The organism is Alphaproteobacteria bacterium LSUCC0719 (assembly GCA_040839025.1).
GTDB lineage: Bacteria > Pseudomonadota > Alphaproteobacteria > Puniceispirillales > Puniceispirillaceae > UBA8309.
The window spans coordinates 128,834-143,534 of the sequence record JBFPJN010000003.1 but is presented as its reverse complement, the minus strand read 5'-3'; the positions used below and the strand labels follow the sequence as shown (position 1 = coordinate 143,534).

The 14,701-nt window shown below is 60.4% G+C and carries 12 protein-coding genes and 1 tRNA gene; 9 read left to right on the top strand and 4 right to left on the bottom strand.

Translation table 11 applies throughout. The features are described 5' to 3' along the window. Positions 1-147 precede the first annotated feature (147 nt). A tRNA-Ser gene (locus tag AB3X55_07930) sits at positions 148-237 on the top strand. Between the two features lie 60 nt (positions 238-297). Here the strand turns inward: AB3X55_07930 and AB3X55_07925 are convergent. The 4 genes from AB3X55_07925 to AB3X55_07910 form a co-directional block, all read right to left on the bottom strand. Continuing rightward, a complete protein-coding gene (locus AB3X55_07925; GenBank protein MEX0503510.1) occupies positions 298-1,419 on the bottom strand; it encodes an iron-containing alcohol dehydrogenase in 1,122 nt (373 codons plus the stop codon). Then, on the bottom strand, positions 1,419-2,867 hold the full coding sequence (locus AB3X55_07920; protein ID MEX0503509.1) for an aldehyde dehydrogenase family protein: 1,449 nt from the start codon (positions 2,865-2,867) through the stop codon (positions 1,419-1,421). Before AB3X55_07920 ends, AB3X55_07925 begins: the two co-directional genes overlap by 1 nt. Next, entirely contained in the window at positions 2,864-4,456 is a 1,593-nt protein-coding gene (locus tag AB3X55_07915; protein MEX0503508.1) for an FAD-dependent monooxygenase, read from the bottom strand. Before AB3X55_07915 ends, AB3X55_07920 begins: the two co-directional genes overlap by 4 nt. Positions 4,457-4,595: 139 nt before the next feature. Beyond that, positions 4,596-5,318, bottom strand: coding sequence for a GntR family transcriptional regulator (locus AB3X55_07910; GenBank protein MEX0503507.1), 723 nt, complete (start codon positions 5,316-5,318; stop codon positions 4,596-4,598). Between the two features lie 278 nt (positions 5,319-5,596). Here AB3X55_07910 and AB3X55_07905 point away from each other — a divergent pair, with 278 nt between their 5' ends. The 8 genes from AB3X55_07905 to AB3X55_07870 all read left to right on the top strand — a co-directional run bounded on the left by AB3X55_07905 (position 5,597) and on the right by AB3X55_07870 (position 14,674). After that, positions 5,597-6,793 carry an amino acid ABC transporter substrate-binding protein gene (locus AB3X55_07905; GenBank protein ID MEX0503506.1) on the top strand — a complete coding sequence of 399 codons (1,197 nt, stop codon included), beginning with the start codon at positions 5,597-5,599 and terminating at the stop codon, positions 6,791-6,793. A 141-nt stretch (positions 6,794-6,934) separates the two neighbouring features. Next, the gene (locus AB3X55_07900; protein MEX0503505.1) at positions 6,935-7,798 is read left to right on the top strand and encodes a branched-chain amino acid ABC transporter permease; all 864 of its coding nucleotides are present in this window, start codon (positions 6,935-6,937) and stop codon (positions 7,796-7,798) included. After that, a complete protein-coding gene (locus tag AB3X55_07895) occupies positions 7,795-8,733 on the top strand; it encodes a branched-chain amino acid ABC transporter permease (protein ID MEX0503504.1) in 939 nt (312 codons plus the stop codon). The genes AB3X55_07900 and AB3X55_07895 overlap by 4 nt, the downstream gene beginning before the upstream one ends. Further along, positions 8,727-9,455, top strand: a complete 729-nt coding sequence (locus AB3X55_07890; GenBank protein MEX0503503.1) for an ABC transporter ATP-binding protein — start codon at positions 8,727-8,729, stop codon at positions 9,453-9,455. The genes AB3X55_07895 and AB3X55_07890 overlap by 7 nt, the downstream gene beginning before the upstream one ends. Continuing rightward, the gene (locus tag AB3X55_07885) at positions 9,455-10,711 is read left to right on the top strand and encodes an ATP-binding cassette domain-containing protein (protein ID MEX0503502.1); all 1,257 of its coding nucleotides are present in this window, start codon (positions 9,455-9,457) and stop codon (positions 10,709-10,711) included. The genes AB3X55_07890 and AB3X55_07885 overlap by 1 nt, the downstream gene beginning before the upstream one ends. Next, positions 10,712-12,172, top strand: coding sequence for an aldehyde dehydrogenase family protein (locus AB3X55_07880; protein MEX0503501.1), 1,461 nt, complete (start codon positions 10,712-10,714; stop codon positions 12,170-12,172). It abuts the gene before it with no gap. Between the two features lie 19 nt (positions 12,173-12,191). Next, the gene (locus tag AB3X55_07875; GenBank protein MEX0503500.1) at positions 12,192-13,016 is read left to right on the top strand and encodes a coniferyl-alcohol dehydrogenase; all 825 of its coding nucleotides are present in this window, start codon (positions 12,192-12,194) and stop codon (positions 13,014-13,016) included. A gap of 20 nt (positions 13,017-13,036) precedes the next feature. Beyond that, positions 13,037-14,674 (top strand): flotillin family protein, encoded by a 1,638-nt coding sequence (locus AB3X55_07870; GenBank protein ID MEX0503499.1) that lies wholly within the window; start codon positions 13,037-13,039, stop codon positions 14,672-14,674. Positions 14,675-14,701 lie beyond the last annotated feature (27 nt).

Genomic DNA, 14,701 nt, shown 5'->3' with positions numbered 1-14,701 from the left:
AGACATAACCTCCGGAGGTGCCCCGACAGGTGACCAGTGGCAGGTGACCAGTGGCAGGTGATCAATGGCAGTTGATCAATAACAGGTCACCTGCTAGGTTCCGCTCCATTGTTCGCGCGGCGGCCATCATGGATGCCGCCGCCGCGGGGAGGGGTGGCCGAGCGGTTTAAGGCGCACGCCTGGAAAGCGTGTTGGGGTGAAAGCCCCTCCGGGGTTCGAATCCCCGTCCCTCCGCCATGTCTGATCTCAGCCATAGTCACCATTCAGGCGGGGCCGGGAGCCTGCCCGCCCCCTGAATCATGTCGACATGGCCCGGTGCAGGATGTCCAGATAGTCCTGTTCGGTGGCCCGGCGTGGATTTGTGGCCGACAGGTGATCGGTGGCGGCCTTTGCCGCGATGCCCGGCAGCTGATCGGCGCGCACACCAAGTTCGGCAAGGCCGGTCGGCAGCCCGATACCGGACACGAAACCGGTCATCCAGCTGTGCAGGTCGGTCGCCGGCGGCACCTTCATGGCATCGCGCAGATCGCCATAGGCATCATCGGCATATCCGTCATTGAAGCGCAGGATATGTGGCAGCAGCACGCCAATCAACGTGCCGTGGTGAAGGTGAAGCTCGCCAAGCGGGGTGGCCAGCGCGTGCGCGCCGCCAAGCGCCTTTTGAAGGCACATGCCGCCCATCAGCGAGGCCATCATCATGTGCCATCGTGCCTCGCGGTTCTGTCCCTCCTCGACCGCTACGGGAAGCCAGGCGGCGGCGCGGCGCACCGCATCTATGGCGATCGCCGCCGCGGGGGGATTGTCCCAGGGGCTGCAATAGGTTTCCACACCGTGGCTGAGGGCATCAATGCCGGTGGCCGCGGTCAGGTGCGCGGGAAGCGAAACTGTCAGTTCAGGGTCGCAGATCACCAGATCGGCAACCATGTTCAGATTCACCGCCACCATTTTGGTGCCGTCGAGAAGGCTCATCACACAGGCGCGTCCGACCTCGGCACCGGTGCCGGCGGCCGTCGGGATGGCGATCTGTGGCGACACCTTGCCAATACCAGCAGATCCCCCCGTCTTGACATTATAGTCTGCCAGCGACCCGCCATGGCTGGTCAGAAGCGCCACCGCCTTGGCAAGATCGATCGGCGATCCCCCGCCAAGCGCGATGACACCGTCACATCCCTTGTCCCGCCATATTTCAAGACAATCCAGCAGGGACTGCTCGGTCGGGTTTTCGGTTGTGCGATCATAGATCACCGGCTGGTGCGGTGCGGCGGCGTCAAGCGCGCGTTGCAGAATGCCCGCCCCGGCAATGCCGGCATCGGTAACAAGCAAGGGACGTTTCAGGCCAAGCCGGCTGATGGCATCCCCAAGCCCGGCAATGGCGCCAAAATCGAATTCAATCTGTGTCAGATAGTTGATCTGCGGCATCAGTCATCCGATTCCATGTAGATATGCTTGGTTTCAAGGAAGTCATTCATGGCTTCGATGCCGTGCAACCTGCCGATGCCACTTTCACGATAGCCGCCCGTTTCAACCTCGGCCAGAAGCCGGTTGTGACAGTTCATCCACACGGTTCCGAATTTCAGCTTGCGCCCCATGCGCATCGACAGGGCAAGGTCGTTGGTATAGACCGACGCGGCAAGTCCGTATCGGGTGGCGTTGGTGCGGGCCAGCGCGTCCTGTTCGTCGCTGAAGCGTTCAAGCGAGACGATGGGGCCGAACAATTCGTCCTGCACCAGATCATGATGCACATCCTCGATTTCGAACATCGTCGGGCTGATGAAATAGCCTGATGCCAGATCCCCGTCGCCAGCCTTGCCATGAACCACCATGTCGGCCTCGGCGGCGGCCCGGTCAATGATGCCGAGAAGCCGGCTGTGGTTTGCCCTGTCGATGATGGGGCCAAGCTGCGTGTCGCCGGCACAGGCGTCACCAAGCCTGACAGACAGAAAGGCATCGGCTAGACGCTGCTTCATGGCGTCATAAATCCTGTCCTGGACCAGTATGCGGCTGATGCAGGTACACATCTGCCCATTCAGCGCCAGCACCCCGCGTGTTATCTCGGCGGTGGCTCTGTCCAGGTCGGCATCGCCGAACACCAGCGCCGGTGCCTTGCCGCCAAGTTCCAGTGACACATGTTTGATCGTGCCGGCGGCGTTGGCCATGATGATCTTGCCGGTGCGTGAAGACCCGGTGAAGGAGATGACGTCGATCTCGGGGTGCGATGACAGCACGGCACCAACCTCGGTGCCATATTCATTGACCGAATTGACCACCCCTTTGGGAAGGGAAGACACCGCATCGAAACAGTCGATGACGGCGGCATTGGTCAAGGGGGTCTGCGGGGCCGGTTTGATCACCACCGTGCATCCCGCCGCCAGCGCCGGCGCAACCGACCTGACAAGAAGCGTCACCGGCGCATTCCACGGAACGATAACCGATACGACGCCGGACGGCTCGCGTGTCATCAGGCTCAATTTGCCGGCACCGCTCTCGAATGTGCGACCGAATACATTGCGCGCAACACCGGCATAATATCGTGCCTCGCCATAGCCGGCAGCGACTTCATGGCGGGCCTGCGAGAGAACCTTGCCGTTCTCGCGCGCCATCAGGGTGGCGATCTCGTCAGCGCGGCTTTCCAGAATATCGGCAAATTCCAGAAGCGCCGCAGCACGCAGGCGCGGCTCGCTGCCCCAGCTGGTGGTCTCGAACGCATCACGTGCCGCCATCACCGCCGCGGCGGCAAGATCGCTTGATCCATGCGGCGCGGTGCCGATGATCGAGCCGTCCGATGGATTCTCGACATTCGCCACGCCGTTTGGCGCATCGGCAAGCCACGCGCCGGCAATATAGTGATGTCCCAGTTTGGCTGTCATTGACTGTCTCCTGAATGTCCTGTGGCCCGGTCGAGAATGGCCTGTGCCCCGTGCCCGTCATCATGACCGGCCCAGGCAATGAAATTGTCCGGGCGGACAAGAATGGCCTGCGCCCCATAGGTCTTGGCAAGCGCGGCATCGGGATGGGTCAGAATGGTCAGCGGAATGCCGCGTGATGTTGCGGCATCCGCAAAACCGCGACACATGCCGGCCGCGCCTTCGAGATCTATCAGCGTAAAGCCGGTGCCAAGCAGATCCCACATATCCTGCCCATCGGCAAGGGGCCGCGGTGCCAGATGATGCCCGGCCCGTGCCGTGAAACCGTGCTGCCCCTTCGCACCGGAAGTGGCCCCCGGCGCACCGCAGACAATCGGCGAGCCGACATAATGCGGCAGATATTGCGTAACCAGGCTGTCGTCACCGGAGGCGCGCCGGGCCCAGGCGTCCTCGAACGCCTCGCGGTCCCGGTCGGGGTGATAGCGGTTGACGAAGGCACGATCCTCGAGGATGGATTTGACGATAAAATCATCGCGGGTCGAGGCGAATACCGGATGCCGTTCCGCGGTGTAGCTGTCAAGCAGCCGGTCGCCACCCCAACCGGCAAGGCGGGCGGCCAGTTTCCATGACAGATTGCGGGCATCCTCAAAGCCGGTATTGATTCCATATCCGCCATAGGGCGGGTGCGAATGGGCCGCATCGCCGGCAATGAACACCCGGCCCTGCTGATAGCTGTCGGCAAGGCTGAGCCGCAGGTCCCAAAAGCCGATATAGGAGACATCGACATCGACCCTGGTGCCGATGGCGGTGGCCAGAAGGGTCTGGAAGTCGAGATTTTCCCGTGTTGTTCCCGCCGGGACAGGGGCATGGAAAAACCAGTTGCCCTGCAGATCGACCCGCCCCAGGAATTGCCAGTAGCCGTCCATCTCGGGGCTGATGGCATTGTAGATGGTCTTGTCGCCATAGATGGAAAGTCTTTCATCCAGCTCGCGGGACTGAAAGACAAGCAACGCCATCAACCGGTCATGCGGATCTGTTGTCTGGGTTATGGCTGCCGCTTCGCGCACCGGTGAACGCGCCCCGTCACATCCGACAAGGAAGGGCGCGGTCACTGTTCTGGTTTGCGTGCCGTCCGTTTCGGCAATGGTTACCGTCACGCCGGATTGATCCTGGGTGAGTGAGGTGAAGCTCCATCCCGTCAGCATGGTGATGCTGTCGAATTCGGCGGCCCGGCCGCGAAGCACGGCCTCGGTTTCATATTGTGGCAGCCGTTCGTTGGTGGCCGCGTAGTAATCGACAATCCGGGCGCGGTTGAACCATTCATAATGATAGTCCGACAGATAGCTGCCGAAACAGGCCATGCCGCCGCCGCCCTTGCCGGGGGGGATTGGCGATGCGGCCCGGATGGCGTCGGTGACACCCCAGCGGCGAAAATGCTCGCCCGTGCGGGGGGTCAGATTCTGGCCCTTTGGAACCGGCTGGATGCGGTGATGTCTTTCGACAACAATCGACCGAAGCCCCTGCAGGGCCAGATCGATGGCAAGCCCGACACCAACAGGCCCGCCGCCAATAATAATCACGTCATACGTCATCTGTCGTCCCGCGTAAAAAACCGCTTCGTCAGCCTAGCCCCTCAGGTCAGTCGCCAGCCAGTAAAACCGACCAGTAAAACCGACAGTATTTCCGCTGTTTGTCAAACACCATGAACGGCGCGGCTGTACCGGCGGTGCCTCAGAACAATTCATGATATTCGGCCGGCGTACTGGAATGTTCGCGCATCATGTTGAAGGCGCGCGCGCCGTCGCCTGTCTCGATGGCTGTCTTGATGATCAGATGCTGGCTGTGGCTGACGATGATCTGGTTCAGCGACCAGGTTACACGGTCCGCGCCCAGCACCTCGCCGATGCCGCCCTCGGGAATGATTTTCAGGCGACGAAGACAATCTTCAATGAAGGGGTTGTCACTGCCCCGCATGATGGTCCGGTGAAAGATCAGGTTGGCGACCGAAAAGGCCTCAATCGCTTCATTGTCGACAATGCCCCTATTGATGATCGAGGCCGTCGCCTCGATTGATTTGTCCAGACGCTCGCGGTTCAGTCTGGACAGGCCGGCCTGGGCCAGACGCTGGGCGGCAAGCCCCTCAAGCACGCCGCGCGCCTCGGTGGCCTGATGCAGGGCATCTGTGCTGAATTGCCTGGCGCGATACCCGCGACCATCCAGCTTGATCAACAGCCCCTCGGCATGAAGAAGCTTCAGCGCCATGCGAACAGGGGTGCGTGACACGCCGAGCTGGCGGCTCAGATCACTCTCGGTAATCCGCGTCTCTTCATCAAATCGCTGTCCGGCAATCATGTCGCGGATGGTGTTGGCGACAGCTTCGTCACTATGATCCTGACGGGTGGTGTGGCGGATGGTCTGCCGTGTGGTCTGCCGTGTGGTCTGATGGGTGGGCATGCCGGGTTCCATAAGCCACCTCCTGTGTGCTGCGATTCGGCGTCGGACGCACAGTTTCAAATTCTATAAGGAATATTATGAATTCAAAAAATAGATAATCAAGTTCAATATGTCATTTAATCAAATAAATGAATTCAAATTTTGATATAATGAATTCATTAACTGGGTTCTGAGCAATTTGCTTTGCTGACCTGCAATAGTTTCCTAAGGTTTCTGCCACAAAAATATCCGCTATGGCCTGGCCTGGCGGTTGCCGATTCAGTTTTTGGAGGAAACCCATGTTGAAGATTGTCTTGAAGGGCGCGGCGCTTGCCATTTCGGCTTCGCTTCTGGCCTTTTCCGCACAGGCGGCGGATGTGATCAAGCTCGGTGCCGTGGCACCGAAATCCGGACCACTTGCCGGTGGTGCGACTGTAACCCAATGGCCGAATGTCGAGCTGTGGTCAAAGCAGGTCAATGCCCGTGGTGGCCTTGATGTCGGCGGCAAGAAGATGATGATCGAAGTCATCGAATATGACGACAAGACCAACCCCGGCGAACATATCAAGGCCGCCCAGCGTCTTGCCGAAGTTGACAAGGTCGATTTCATCGTCGCGCCCTATGGCACAGGTTTCAACCTTGCCGCGGCACCGATCTATGCAAAATATGACTACCCGCACATTGCGGTGTCGGCGATCTCGGACAAGATGCCCGAACTGACAGACCGCTATGACAATATGTTTTTCACGCTTGGCAATACGACATCCTTTACCGAATCGGTGATCGACATTCTGGATGACATGCGCGCCGCCGGCACGATCGGCAACAAGGTCGCGATGGTGAATGTTGCCGACGCCTTCGGTATCGAGCTTGCCGAGGCCGCGCGTCCCCGTCTGAAGGAAGCCGGGTACGACATCGTCTATGACAAGTCCTATCCGCTTGGCACACCCGATCTGTCGCCGATCATCAAGGGTGCCAAGGACAGCAACCCCGATGCCTTCATTGCCTGGTCCTATCCGCCGGACACCTTTGGTCTGACCGAACAGGCGATCATTCAGGATCTGGACGTGAAAATGTACTACACCGCCGTGGCGACCTGTTTCCCCGCCTTCGGGGGCAAGTTCGGGTCCAAGATCGAGGGTGTGTTCGGGGCCGGTGGCGTGAACCAGGATTCGCCGAAGATCCAGGAATATTTCAAGGCGCATCAGGAAATCACCGGCAAGGTCGCCGATGGGTGGGCATCCGCCAACACCTATGTGTCGCTGGAAATTCTTGGCCAGGCGATCGAGGGTGCCGGCACGCTCGACCGCAAGACGGTGACCGAATACATCAAGAACAACAGCTTTGACACGATCATGGGTCCAATCAGCTTCGAAAACCAGATTTCGAACAAGTTCTGGACTGTCGGTCAGTGGCAGGGTGGCAAGTTCCGCGGTGTGAAGTCGTCGCAGATGGACGGCGCTGCGCCAATCATTGCCAAGGATGGCTGGAACTAGTCACAACAAGTCTTGAAGCCGGCCACCGCTGCTGCTGTGGCCGGCTTCCCTCTCGTTTGATCTGTTGTCCCGTGAATCTGGTGTCGCCACGTCCCGGTAACTGGCGGCGCTGAGCGGAGTTTGCACCCTGGGGTGGGCTGGATGGATATCATCATCACAGGTTTGTTGCTTGGCGGCACCTATGCGCTGATCGCGTTCGGGCTGAACCTGCAATATGGTGTTGCCAGGATCATGAACCTTGCAAATGGCGAGTTTCTGGTGCTTGGCGCGCTGGCGGCTTTCTGGATTTTCGTTGCCGACGCCATCAGCCCGATCCTGACCATGCTTGTCGTGGCCCCGCTGGCCTTCTTCGGCAACTGGGTGATCTACACGGTTCTGCTGCGCCCGCTGGTCAGGCGCGCCAAGACGCAAGGTCATCTCGAGGTTGATTCGATCCTCGCCACATTCGGCATGAGCTTTGCGCTGGTTGGTATCATGGTGTCGATCCATGGCGAGTATTTCACCTATTCCTATCTTGCCGAGCCATTCGAAATCATGGGCGAGACATTTGCCCTGAACCGGATCATAGCTTTCTGTTTCGCCCTGCTGATCGGCGGTCTTCTCTGGCTCTGGCTGTATTTCACACGCCCCGGCATGGCGATGCGCGCGGTGTCAGTCAGCACCGAGGCCAGCGGGCTTGTCGGGATCAATGTTCCGAAAATGTCGGCGCTTGCCTTTGCGCTTGGCGGTGCGGTGACAACAATGGGCGGCACATTGATTTCAACCTTCATCACGCTTGACGCCTCGGTCGGGGTGATCTTCACGATGAAGGCGCTGATCATCATCATCATGGGCGGTGTCGGCGACATCCGGGGGGCTATCGTCGCGGCGTTGATCCTCGGGCTGGTTGAAACGATGGTGGCACGCCTCATCGATCCGGGGCTGACGCTGGCCGCGGCCTACGCCATTTTCGTTCTGATCCTGCTGTTCAGGCCCCAGGGATTGTTCGGAAGGAGGCCGTCATGAGCCGCGATTCCAGCATCTCGTCGCTTGTCTGGGCCGGTGTGCTGCTGCTGCTGGCGGCCTGTGTGCCGCTGGTGGCGAACGGCTACTGGATGTCGATCGCGCTGACCATCGCGATGTTCACGGTGCTGACCACAAGCTGGGCACTGTTTTCGGGGCCAACCCACTATATTTCGCTGGCGACGGCGGCCTTTTTCGGGGTGGGCGGCTATCTGGTCGGGACCGGCATGTCGGATTTCGGCATGGGGTTCTGGCCGATGGTGGCCATCGCCCCGCTTGTCGGCGCGGTGCTGGCCTTTCTCATCGGTATCGCGACACTGCGCCTGTCGGGCGTGTATTTTGTGATCTTCACGCTTGGCCTTGCCGAGATGATCCGCACCCTCGTGTCCTGGATCCAGAACAATTTCACCGGCTCGCGTGGCCTGTATGTGCTGACCGATCTGTCCGAGGCCGATATCTACATCTATCTGGTCATTCTGGCCGCGGCGGTCTATTTCGTCGGCTGGTGGGTCAACCGCTCGCGGCTCGGCTTTGCGCTGCGGATCATCGGCAATGATGAAACAGTGGCGCGCCATGTCGGCATCAACACGGCGATGTCCAAGGTCATTCTGTTTACCTTTTCCGGCTTTGTCGCGGCTCTTGTCGGGGCGCTGATCGCGCCGCGCTACACCTATATCGAGCCGAATGGCGTCTTTTCGCCGGAACTGTCTTTCATCGTCGTGATCATGGCGCTTCTTGGGGGAACCGGGCGGTTGTGGGGACCGATCGTCGGGGTGATCCCGTTTGCGCTGCTTCAGGAATATATCAACGCCAACTATTCGAACTATTCGACGCTGGTTCTGGGCATCGCCTTTCTGGTGATTGTCTATTTCCTGCCAAGCGGTGTCGTCGGGCGGATTGAACAGGCCCTTGCCAGGAAAGGGCGGTCCACATGGTAGCGACGGTTCTCAGCGTGGCGAATGCCACGAAACGCTTTGGCGGGCTTGTTGCTGTCAACAATCTGTCATTCGACGTCAATCGTGACGAGGTGATGGGGATTATCGGTCCGAACGGGTCCGGCAAGACCACGATGATGAACCTCATTTCCGGCGCGCTGCGGTTGAGTGAGGGGACGATCAGCCTTGACGGCCGGTTCATCAGCACATTGAAGGCCGATCAGATCAACCAGCGCGGCATTTCACGGACCTTTCAGCTGGTCAGGGTGCTGCCGGGGCTGAGCGTTGCGGAAAACTGCATGGCGGGAATGGTGTTTGGCCATCGACGCCTGTGGGGCGATCAGGCGCGCTATGAAGCCGGCAAGCTGCTGGATCGTGTCGGGCTGTCCGGCCAGGAATCCCAGCCCGTCGGATCGCTGACCTATATCGACCAGAAGCGTCTTGAACTGGCGCGGGCACTGGCCTCGAATCCAAAGCTTCTGCTGCTTGATGAATGGCTTGCCGGCTTGAACCCGACCGAACTGCAACAGGGGATCGAACTGATCCGCTCGCTGCGCGAGGAAGGCATCACGATCATTCTTGTCGAACATGTGATGGATGCCATTCGATCGCTCTGTGACCGGTGTATCGTGATGGCGGCGGGAAGCAAGATTGCCGAAGGGTCGCCGGATGACGTGCTGGCCGATCCCGAGGTTATTAAGGTCTATATTGGAGAGGATGTGTGATGCTGGAGGTCAGGAATCTATCAGTCGCCTATGGCCAGCACCGCGCGCTTGAAGATGTTTCGGTCCAGATCGCCAAGGGCGAGGTGGTTGTCATCCTTGGCGCGAATGGTGCCGGCAAATCATCCTTGCTGCGGGCCATTTCCGGGCTGTCCGAAGGGCATTGCGAAGGTGACATAAATTTCGACGGGGCACCGCTGCTTGGTGCCACGCCGGATGATATCGTTGCCGGCGGCATTGCGCTGGTACCCGAAGGCCGTGCCATTTTCGGCGATCTGAATGTCGAGGAAAACCTGCGGCTTGGTGCCTATAACGACCGCGCGCGCGCGAACGAGGCCGCCAATCTGGATCGCGTGCTGACGCTGTTTCCCAAGCTGCGCGAGCGGCGCAAGCAGATCACCCGCACCATGTCGGGCGGCGAGCAGCAGATGGTGGCCATCGGTCGGGCGCTGATGTCGGATCCGTCGATCCTGATGCTGGACGAACCCTCGCTTGGTCTGTCGCCGCTGCTGAGCAAGGAGCTTTTCCAGGCTCTCGGCCAGATCCGGGAGACCGGTCCGGGCGTGCTTGTGGTCGAGCAGAATGCGAAATTGTCGCTTGCCATAGCGGACCGGGGATATCTGATCGAGAACGGACATATTGTCGGTGCGAGTGACGCCGCCACCCTGTCTGCCGACCCGGCTGTGCAGGCGGCCTATCTTGGTGGCGGTGGCAAGGCCGCGCCGCGCCCTCGCGCCCTATCCACGCCGCCGGCCATGCCGCCCGGCACAGGATCGGACCTGACCTATGTCAAGCCGGCCGGGCTGGCGGCATCATCGGCCACGACGTCATCGCTCATCGGTGAAAATCTTGACGGGCTTCTTGGCCGGGCTTCACAGGCCGCCCAGCAGCGCGCCGACACAAAAGTGGCCGTGCCGAAACCGGCAACCGGCACCGCCCCGGCGGGATCCTCGCCGGTGCCGCGGGTGATCGAGATAACAGCGGACCCGTCTCCGGCGGCAGTGCCGCCACAGACAGGCGCATCGTCAGCCGGTGCCGGAGATGACCGGATTGCCAGCATGCTGGCCGAATTCGAGGCGGCGGCGGCGCGGGCGCGGCAACCGCGCGGTCACGGCCATCAGCAATCGCCGGACACGACACCACAGCCATCATCCGACCGGGGCGCGGATCTTCCCGATATCCCGGTATTTCGAAAATCACGGGTTGAAGTCTTCAAGCGCGACAAGGGTGGCGCGCTGGTGAAATCTAGGGAGGTCTGAATGGCCAGATCATTGGACAATCTGTTTATAGGCGGGTCCTGGGTGCCGGCAGCCGGTTCCTTTGACGACATCAATCCGGCGGACGGGTCGGTGTGGGCGCGGGTCGCCGACGGTGACAGCGCGATGGCTGTCCGGGCCATTGAATCCGCGCAGGCGGCCTTTGCCCACTGGTCGTCCCTGACCCACGCCCAGCGGGCGCATCACATGCTGAAGGTGGCTGACGAATTCGAGCGCCGCCGGGATGATCTTGTCGCGGCGCTGCAGGGCGAGGGCGGCGGCTGGTTCGGCAAGGGGATGTTCGAGTCCGGCTATGTCCCGGAGGTGTTCCGCGCCGCCGCGGCGATGAACTACAACCCGATTGGCGAAATCATGCCGTCGGATCATGGCAAGGTGTCGATGGCGATGCGCCGCCCGATGGGTGTGGTTACGGTCATCTCGCCCTGGAATTTCCCGACCCTGCTGACGGCGCGTGGCCTGGCATTCCCGATTGCCGCCGGTAACTGCGTTGTCCTCAAGCCTTCCGAGGAAACGCCCTTTACAGGCGGCATGATCTTTGCCGAGATCTTCGAGGCGGCCGGCGTGCCGGCAGGGGTGTTGAATGTGGTGACCTGCTCGCGCGAGAATGTGCCGACGGTCGGCGATGTGATCGTCGAACATCCGCTGGTCAAGGGCATCAGCTTTACCGGGTCGACCCCTGTTGGCCGGGTGATCGCCGCCAAGGCCGGCGCGCATCTCAAGAAATGCTGTGTCGAGCTTGGTGGCAAGGATGCGCTGATTGTCTGTGAGGATGCCGACCTTGAGCGGGCCACGGCAGCGGCCAATTTCGGAAGCTTCATGCATCAGGGGCAGATCTGTATGTCTGTCGAGAAAATCCTGGTTCAGGAATCGGTGTTTGACGCCTTCCTGACGCGGTTTGTCGAACGGGCGGCAAAGCTGAAGGTCGGTGATCCAACCGCCGACAAGGGCCATGTGATCGGTCCCCTGATCAATGACAAGCAGGCCGGCAAGGTCAGGGAACAGATCGAGGACGCGGTGGCCAAGGGCGCGCATGTGGCACTTGGCGGCGGCGTCAATGGCAGGTTTGTCGAACCGACCATCCTGACCGGTGTGACGCCTGATATGCTGGTCTATGCCGAGGAAACATTCGGCCCCGTGGTGCCGGTGATCCCCTTCCGAACGGATGAAGAGGCCATCGCGATTGCCAATGACAGTGAATATGGCCTGTCGTCCGGGGTCATCACCAGGGATGAATCACGCGGTCTGGCGATTGCGGCGGCGCTGGAAACAGGCATGTGTCACATCAATTGCAGTTCGGTAAATGACGAGCCGCATGTGCCCTTTGGCGGGTCGAAATCATCCGGTGTCGGTCGGCATGGGGGCCGCTGGTCCACCGAAACATTCACCGAGACGCGTTGGCTGACGCTGGAACGTGGCGGGCGTGGTTTCCCGCCGGTCTTCTAGGGCGCGGGGAGGAGGGATCATGCAGGATACTGACTGGGCGTCAAAGGACTGGACCTATGGCAAGTTGCTGCGCGACAAGGTCATTGTCGTCACCGGCTGTTCGTCCGGGATCGGCCGTGACACGGCAAAGCTGATCAAACAGCTTGGCGGGGATGTCATCGGCGTCGACCGCAACAAGACCGAGGATTATGTCGATGAGCTGTATCTGGCCGACATGTCGGACCGGCGCACCATCAAGGCGCTTGTCAACGCGCTGCCGGGACGGATTGACGGCATCGCCAACAGCGCCGGTGTGCCACCGACACAGCCGGCGGATATCGTGCTGAAGGTAAATCTTGTCGGGCTGAAATATTTCACCGAGCTGATGATCCCGAAGCTGAACGACAATGCCTCGATCGTGAACCTTGCGTCACTGGCCGGGTTTGGATGGCCGGAATCGATAGAGGCCATCAAGGCGTCCGAACATCTGGCGTTCGAGGATGTCGAGCGGTTCATTCATGACTACAACATCACCAATGAGGGCGGGCGCAGCTATTTCTTCAGCAAGGAGGCGCTTGTCGTCTGGACAATGAAGAATCGCTGGACCTGGCGTGATCGCGGCATTCGCATGAATGCTGTCAGCCCGGGACCGGTTGACACGCCCATCATGCCCGATTTCAAGAAGACGCTCGGCAAACGCGCCGAGGAAGATCTTTCGGTCAATGACCGCCCCGGCAGGCCCGAGGATATCGCGCCTGTGGTGTGTTTCATGTTGTCCGATATGACCCATTGGTTCCGCGGAGCCAACCTGATGCTTGATGGTGGAATGTCGTCGTACATCTACCAGAACATGCATCAATTCTAACCCGAGAAGGAGAGAATGTGATGTCCGCTACATCGATTATTCTTCTGGTCATTGTCATCGTCGCCATCCTGGTGGTTGTCGCGGCGTGGCTGTATGAACGCGCATCGCGTGAGACCTCATTGGTACGGACCGGCCTGGGAGGACGGAAAGTCGTCCTTGATGGCGGCGTGATCGTGCTTCCCTATTTCCACAAGGTCAGCAGGGTGAACATGCAGACGGTGCGTCTGGTGGTGCATCGGCATGGCGAACAGGCGCTGATTACCAAGGACCGTCTTCGTGTCGATGTCGGGGCCGAATTCTATATGTCGGTCGAGCCGACAGAGGAATCGATCGCGCGCGCCTCGCAGACACTTGGCAGACGCACATTCGATCCTGACAAGCTTCGCGAGCTGATCGAAGGCAAGCTTGTCGACACGTTGCGATCGGTGGCGGCGCAGCAGACCATGGATGAACTTCATGAAGGCCGCGGTGCCTTCGTCAAGGCCGTCAAGTCAGCCCTGTCCGAGGAGATCAGGCGCAATGGTCTGGAGCTGGAATCGGTGTCGCTGACGGCGCTTGACCAGACACCCTTCAGCGCGCTGGACGAGAACAACGCCTTCAACGCGGTTGGTATGCGCAAGCTTGCCGAAGTGATTGCGAATTCGAAAAAGGAGCGGGCCACGATCGATGCCGATGCCGAGGTTTCGGTGCGGCGTTCGGCGATGGAAGCAGCGAAGCGGACCTTGCAGATCGACCTTGAAGAGCAGGAGGCGCAGATCCAGCAGGTAAAGACGCTGGAATCACTCCGCGCGGCGCAATTGGCCGAAATCGCGGCCAGCAAGGCGGAATCCGAGATTGCCGCCAGCGCGGCAAAGATCGAGATGGAAAAGTCCATCCGTGCCAATGACATCCGGCGGGAAGAGGAAATCAGCAAGGCCGAGATAGCGCAGAAACTTGCTGTCCAGACAGCCGAACAGCAGCGCAACATCACCCTTCGCAAACAGAGCATGGATGAAGCCAGGGCCGAAGCGGCGGCAAGTGGTGCGCGTGCCGAGGCGGTAAAGGCGGCGGAGGATGTCGAAACGGCCAAGGCCATCGCCGCAGCCGAACGCGGCAAGAGTATCGACATCATCGCGGCCGAAAAGGAAGGCACCGTCCACGGGCTTCGCAAACGGCATGCCGCCGATACCGAGGCAACCATCATGGTGGCGCTTGCAGATGCCCGCCTGAAGGCCGCCAAGGCGGACAGCGATGCCGAGAAGGTGCGGTTGTCGGCGATGGCCGAGGAGCTGGCGCTGAAGGCGGAAAATGCCCGTGCCATGAACGAGGCCGAGAACGCAATGGCCCCCGAGATTGTCGAGCTTGCCCGTGACAGGGCGCGGCTCGAGGCGCTGCCGAAAATCGTCGAGCAGATGGTCCGCCCGGCTGAAAAGATCGACTCCATCAAGATCCATCATATCACCGGCGGTGCGCTTGATCGCGGCGGGTCCGGCGGCAGTGGCGGTGGCGGTGGCGGTGACAAGCCACCGGTAAACCAGGCGCTGGATTCCATCATGGACATGGCGGTACAGCTGCCGGCGCTTCGCAAGATCGGCGAGGATCTCGGTGTCAGTTTCGAGGATGGCATGAGCGGTATTGTCGATCCTGGCCGCAAGCCGGGAACAGACGATCCGGCCTGACCGGCGCACCGACAGGCACCAGCAGGA

Excerpts from the sequence above, each read along its gene's own strand:
- AB3X55_07910 (MEX0503507.1), bottom strand. The coding sequence starts at position 5,318 with ATGCCCACCCATCAGACCACACGGCAGACCACACGGCAGACCATCCGC.
- AB3X55_07915 (MEX0503508.1), bottom strand. The coding sequence starts at position 4,456 with ATGACGTATGACGTGATTATTATTGGCGGCGGGCCTGTTGGTGTCGGG.
- AB3X55_07875 (MEX0503500.1), top strand. The coding sequence starts at position 12,192 with ATGCAGGATACTGACTGGGCGTCAAAGGACTGGACCTATGGCAAGTTG.
- AB3X55_07890 (MEX0503503.1), top strand. The coding sequence starts at position 8,727 with ATGGTAGCGACGGTTCTCAGCGTGGCGAATGCCACGAAACGCTTTGGC.
- AB3X55_07870 (MEX0503499.1), top strand. The coding sequence starts at position 13,037 with ATGTCCGCTACATCGATTATTCTTCTGGTCATTGTCATCGTCGCCATC.
- AB3X55_07905 (MEX0503506.1), top strand. The coding sequence starts at position 5,597 with ATGTTGAAGATTGTCTTGAAGGGCGCGGCGCTTGCCATTTCGGCTTCG.
- AB3X55_07880 (MEX0503501.1), top strand. The coding sequence starts at position 10,712 with ATGGCCAGATCATTGGACAATCTGTTTATAGGCGGGTCCTGGGTGCCG.
- AB3X55_07885 (MEX0503502.1), top strand. The coding sequence starts at position 9,455 with ATGCTGGAGGTCAGGAATCTATCAGTCGCCTATGGCCAGCACCGCGCG.
- AB3X55_07920 (MEX0503509.1), bottom strand. The coding sequence starts at position 2,867 with ATGACAGCCAAACTGGGACATCACTATATTGCCGGCGCGTGGCTTGCC.
- AB3X55_07925 (MEX0503510.1), bottom strand. The coding sequence starts at position 1,419 with ATGCCGCAGATCAACTATCTGACACAGATTGAATTCGATTTTGGCGCC.
- AB3X55_07900 (MEX0503505.1), top strand. The coding sequence starts at position 6,935 with ATGGATATCATCATCACAGGTTTGTTGCTTGGCGGCACCTATGCGCTG.
- AB3X55_07895 (MEX0503504.1), top strand. The coding sequence starts at position 7,795 with ATGAGCCGCGATTCCAGCATCTCGTCGCTTGTCTGGGCCGGTGTGCTG.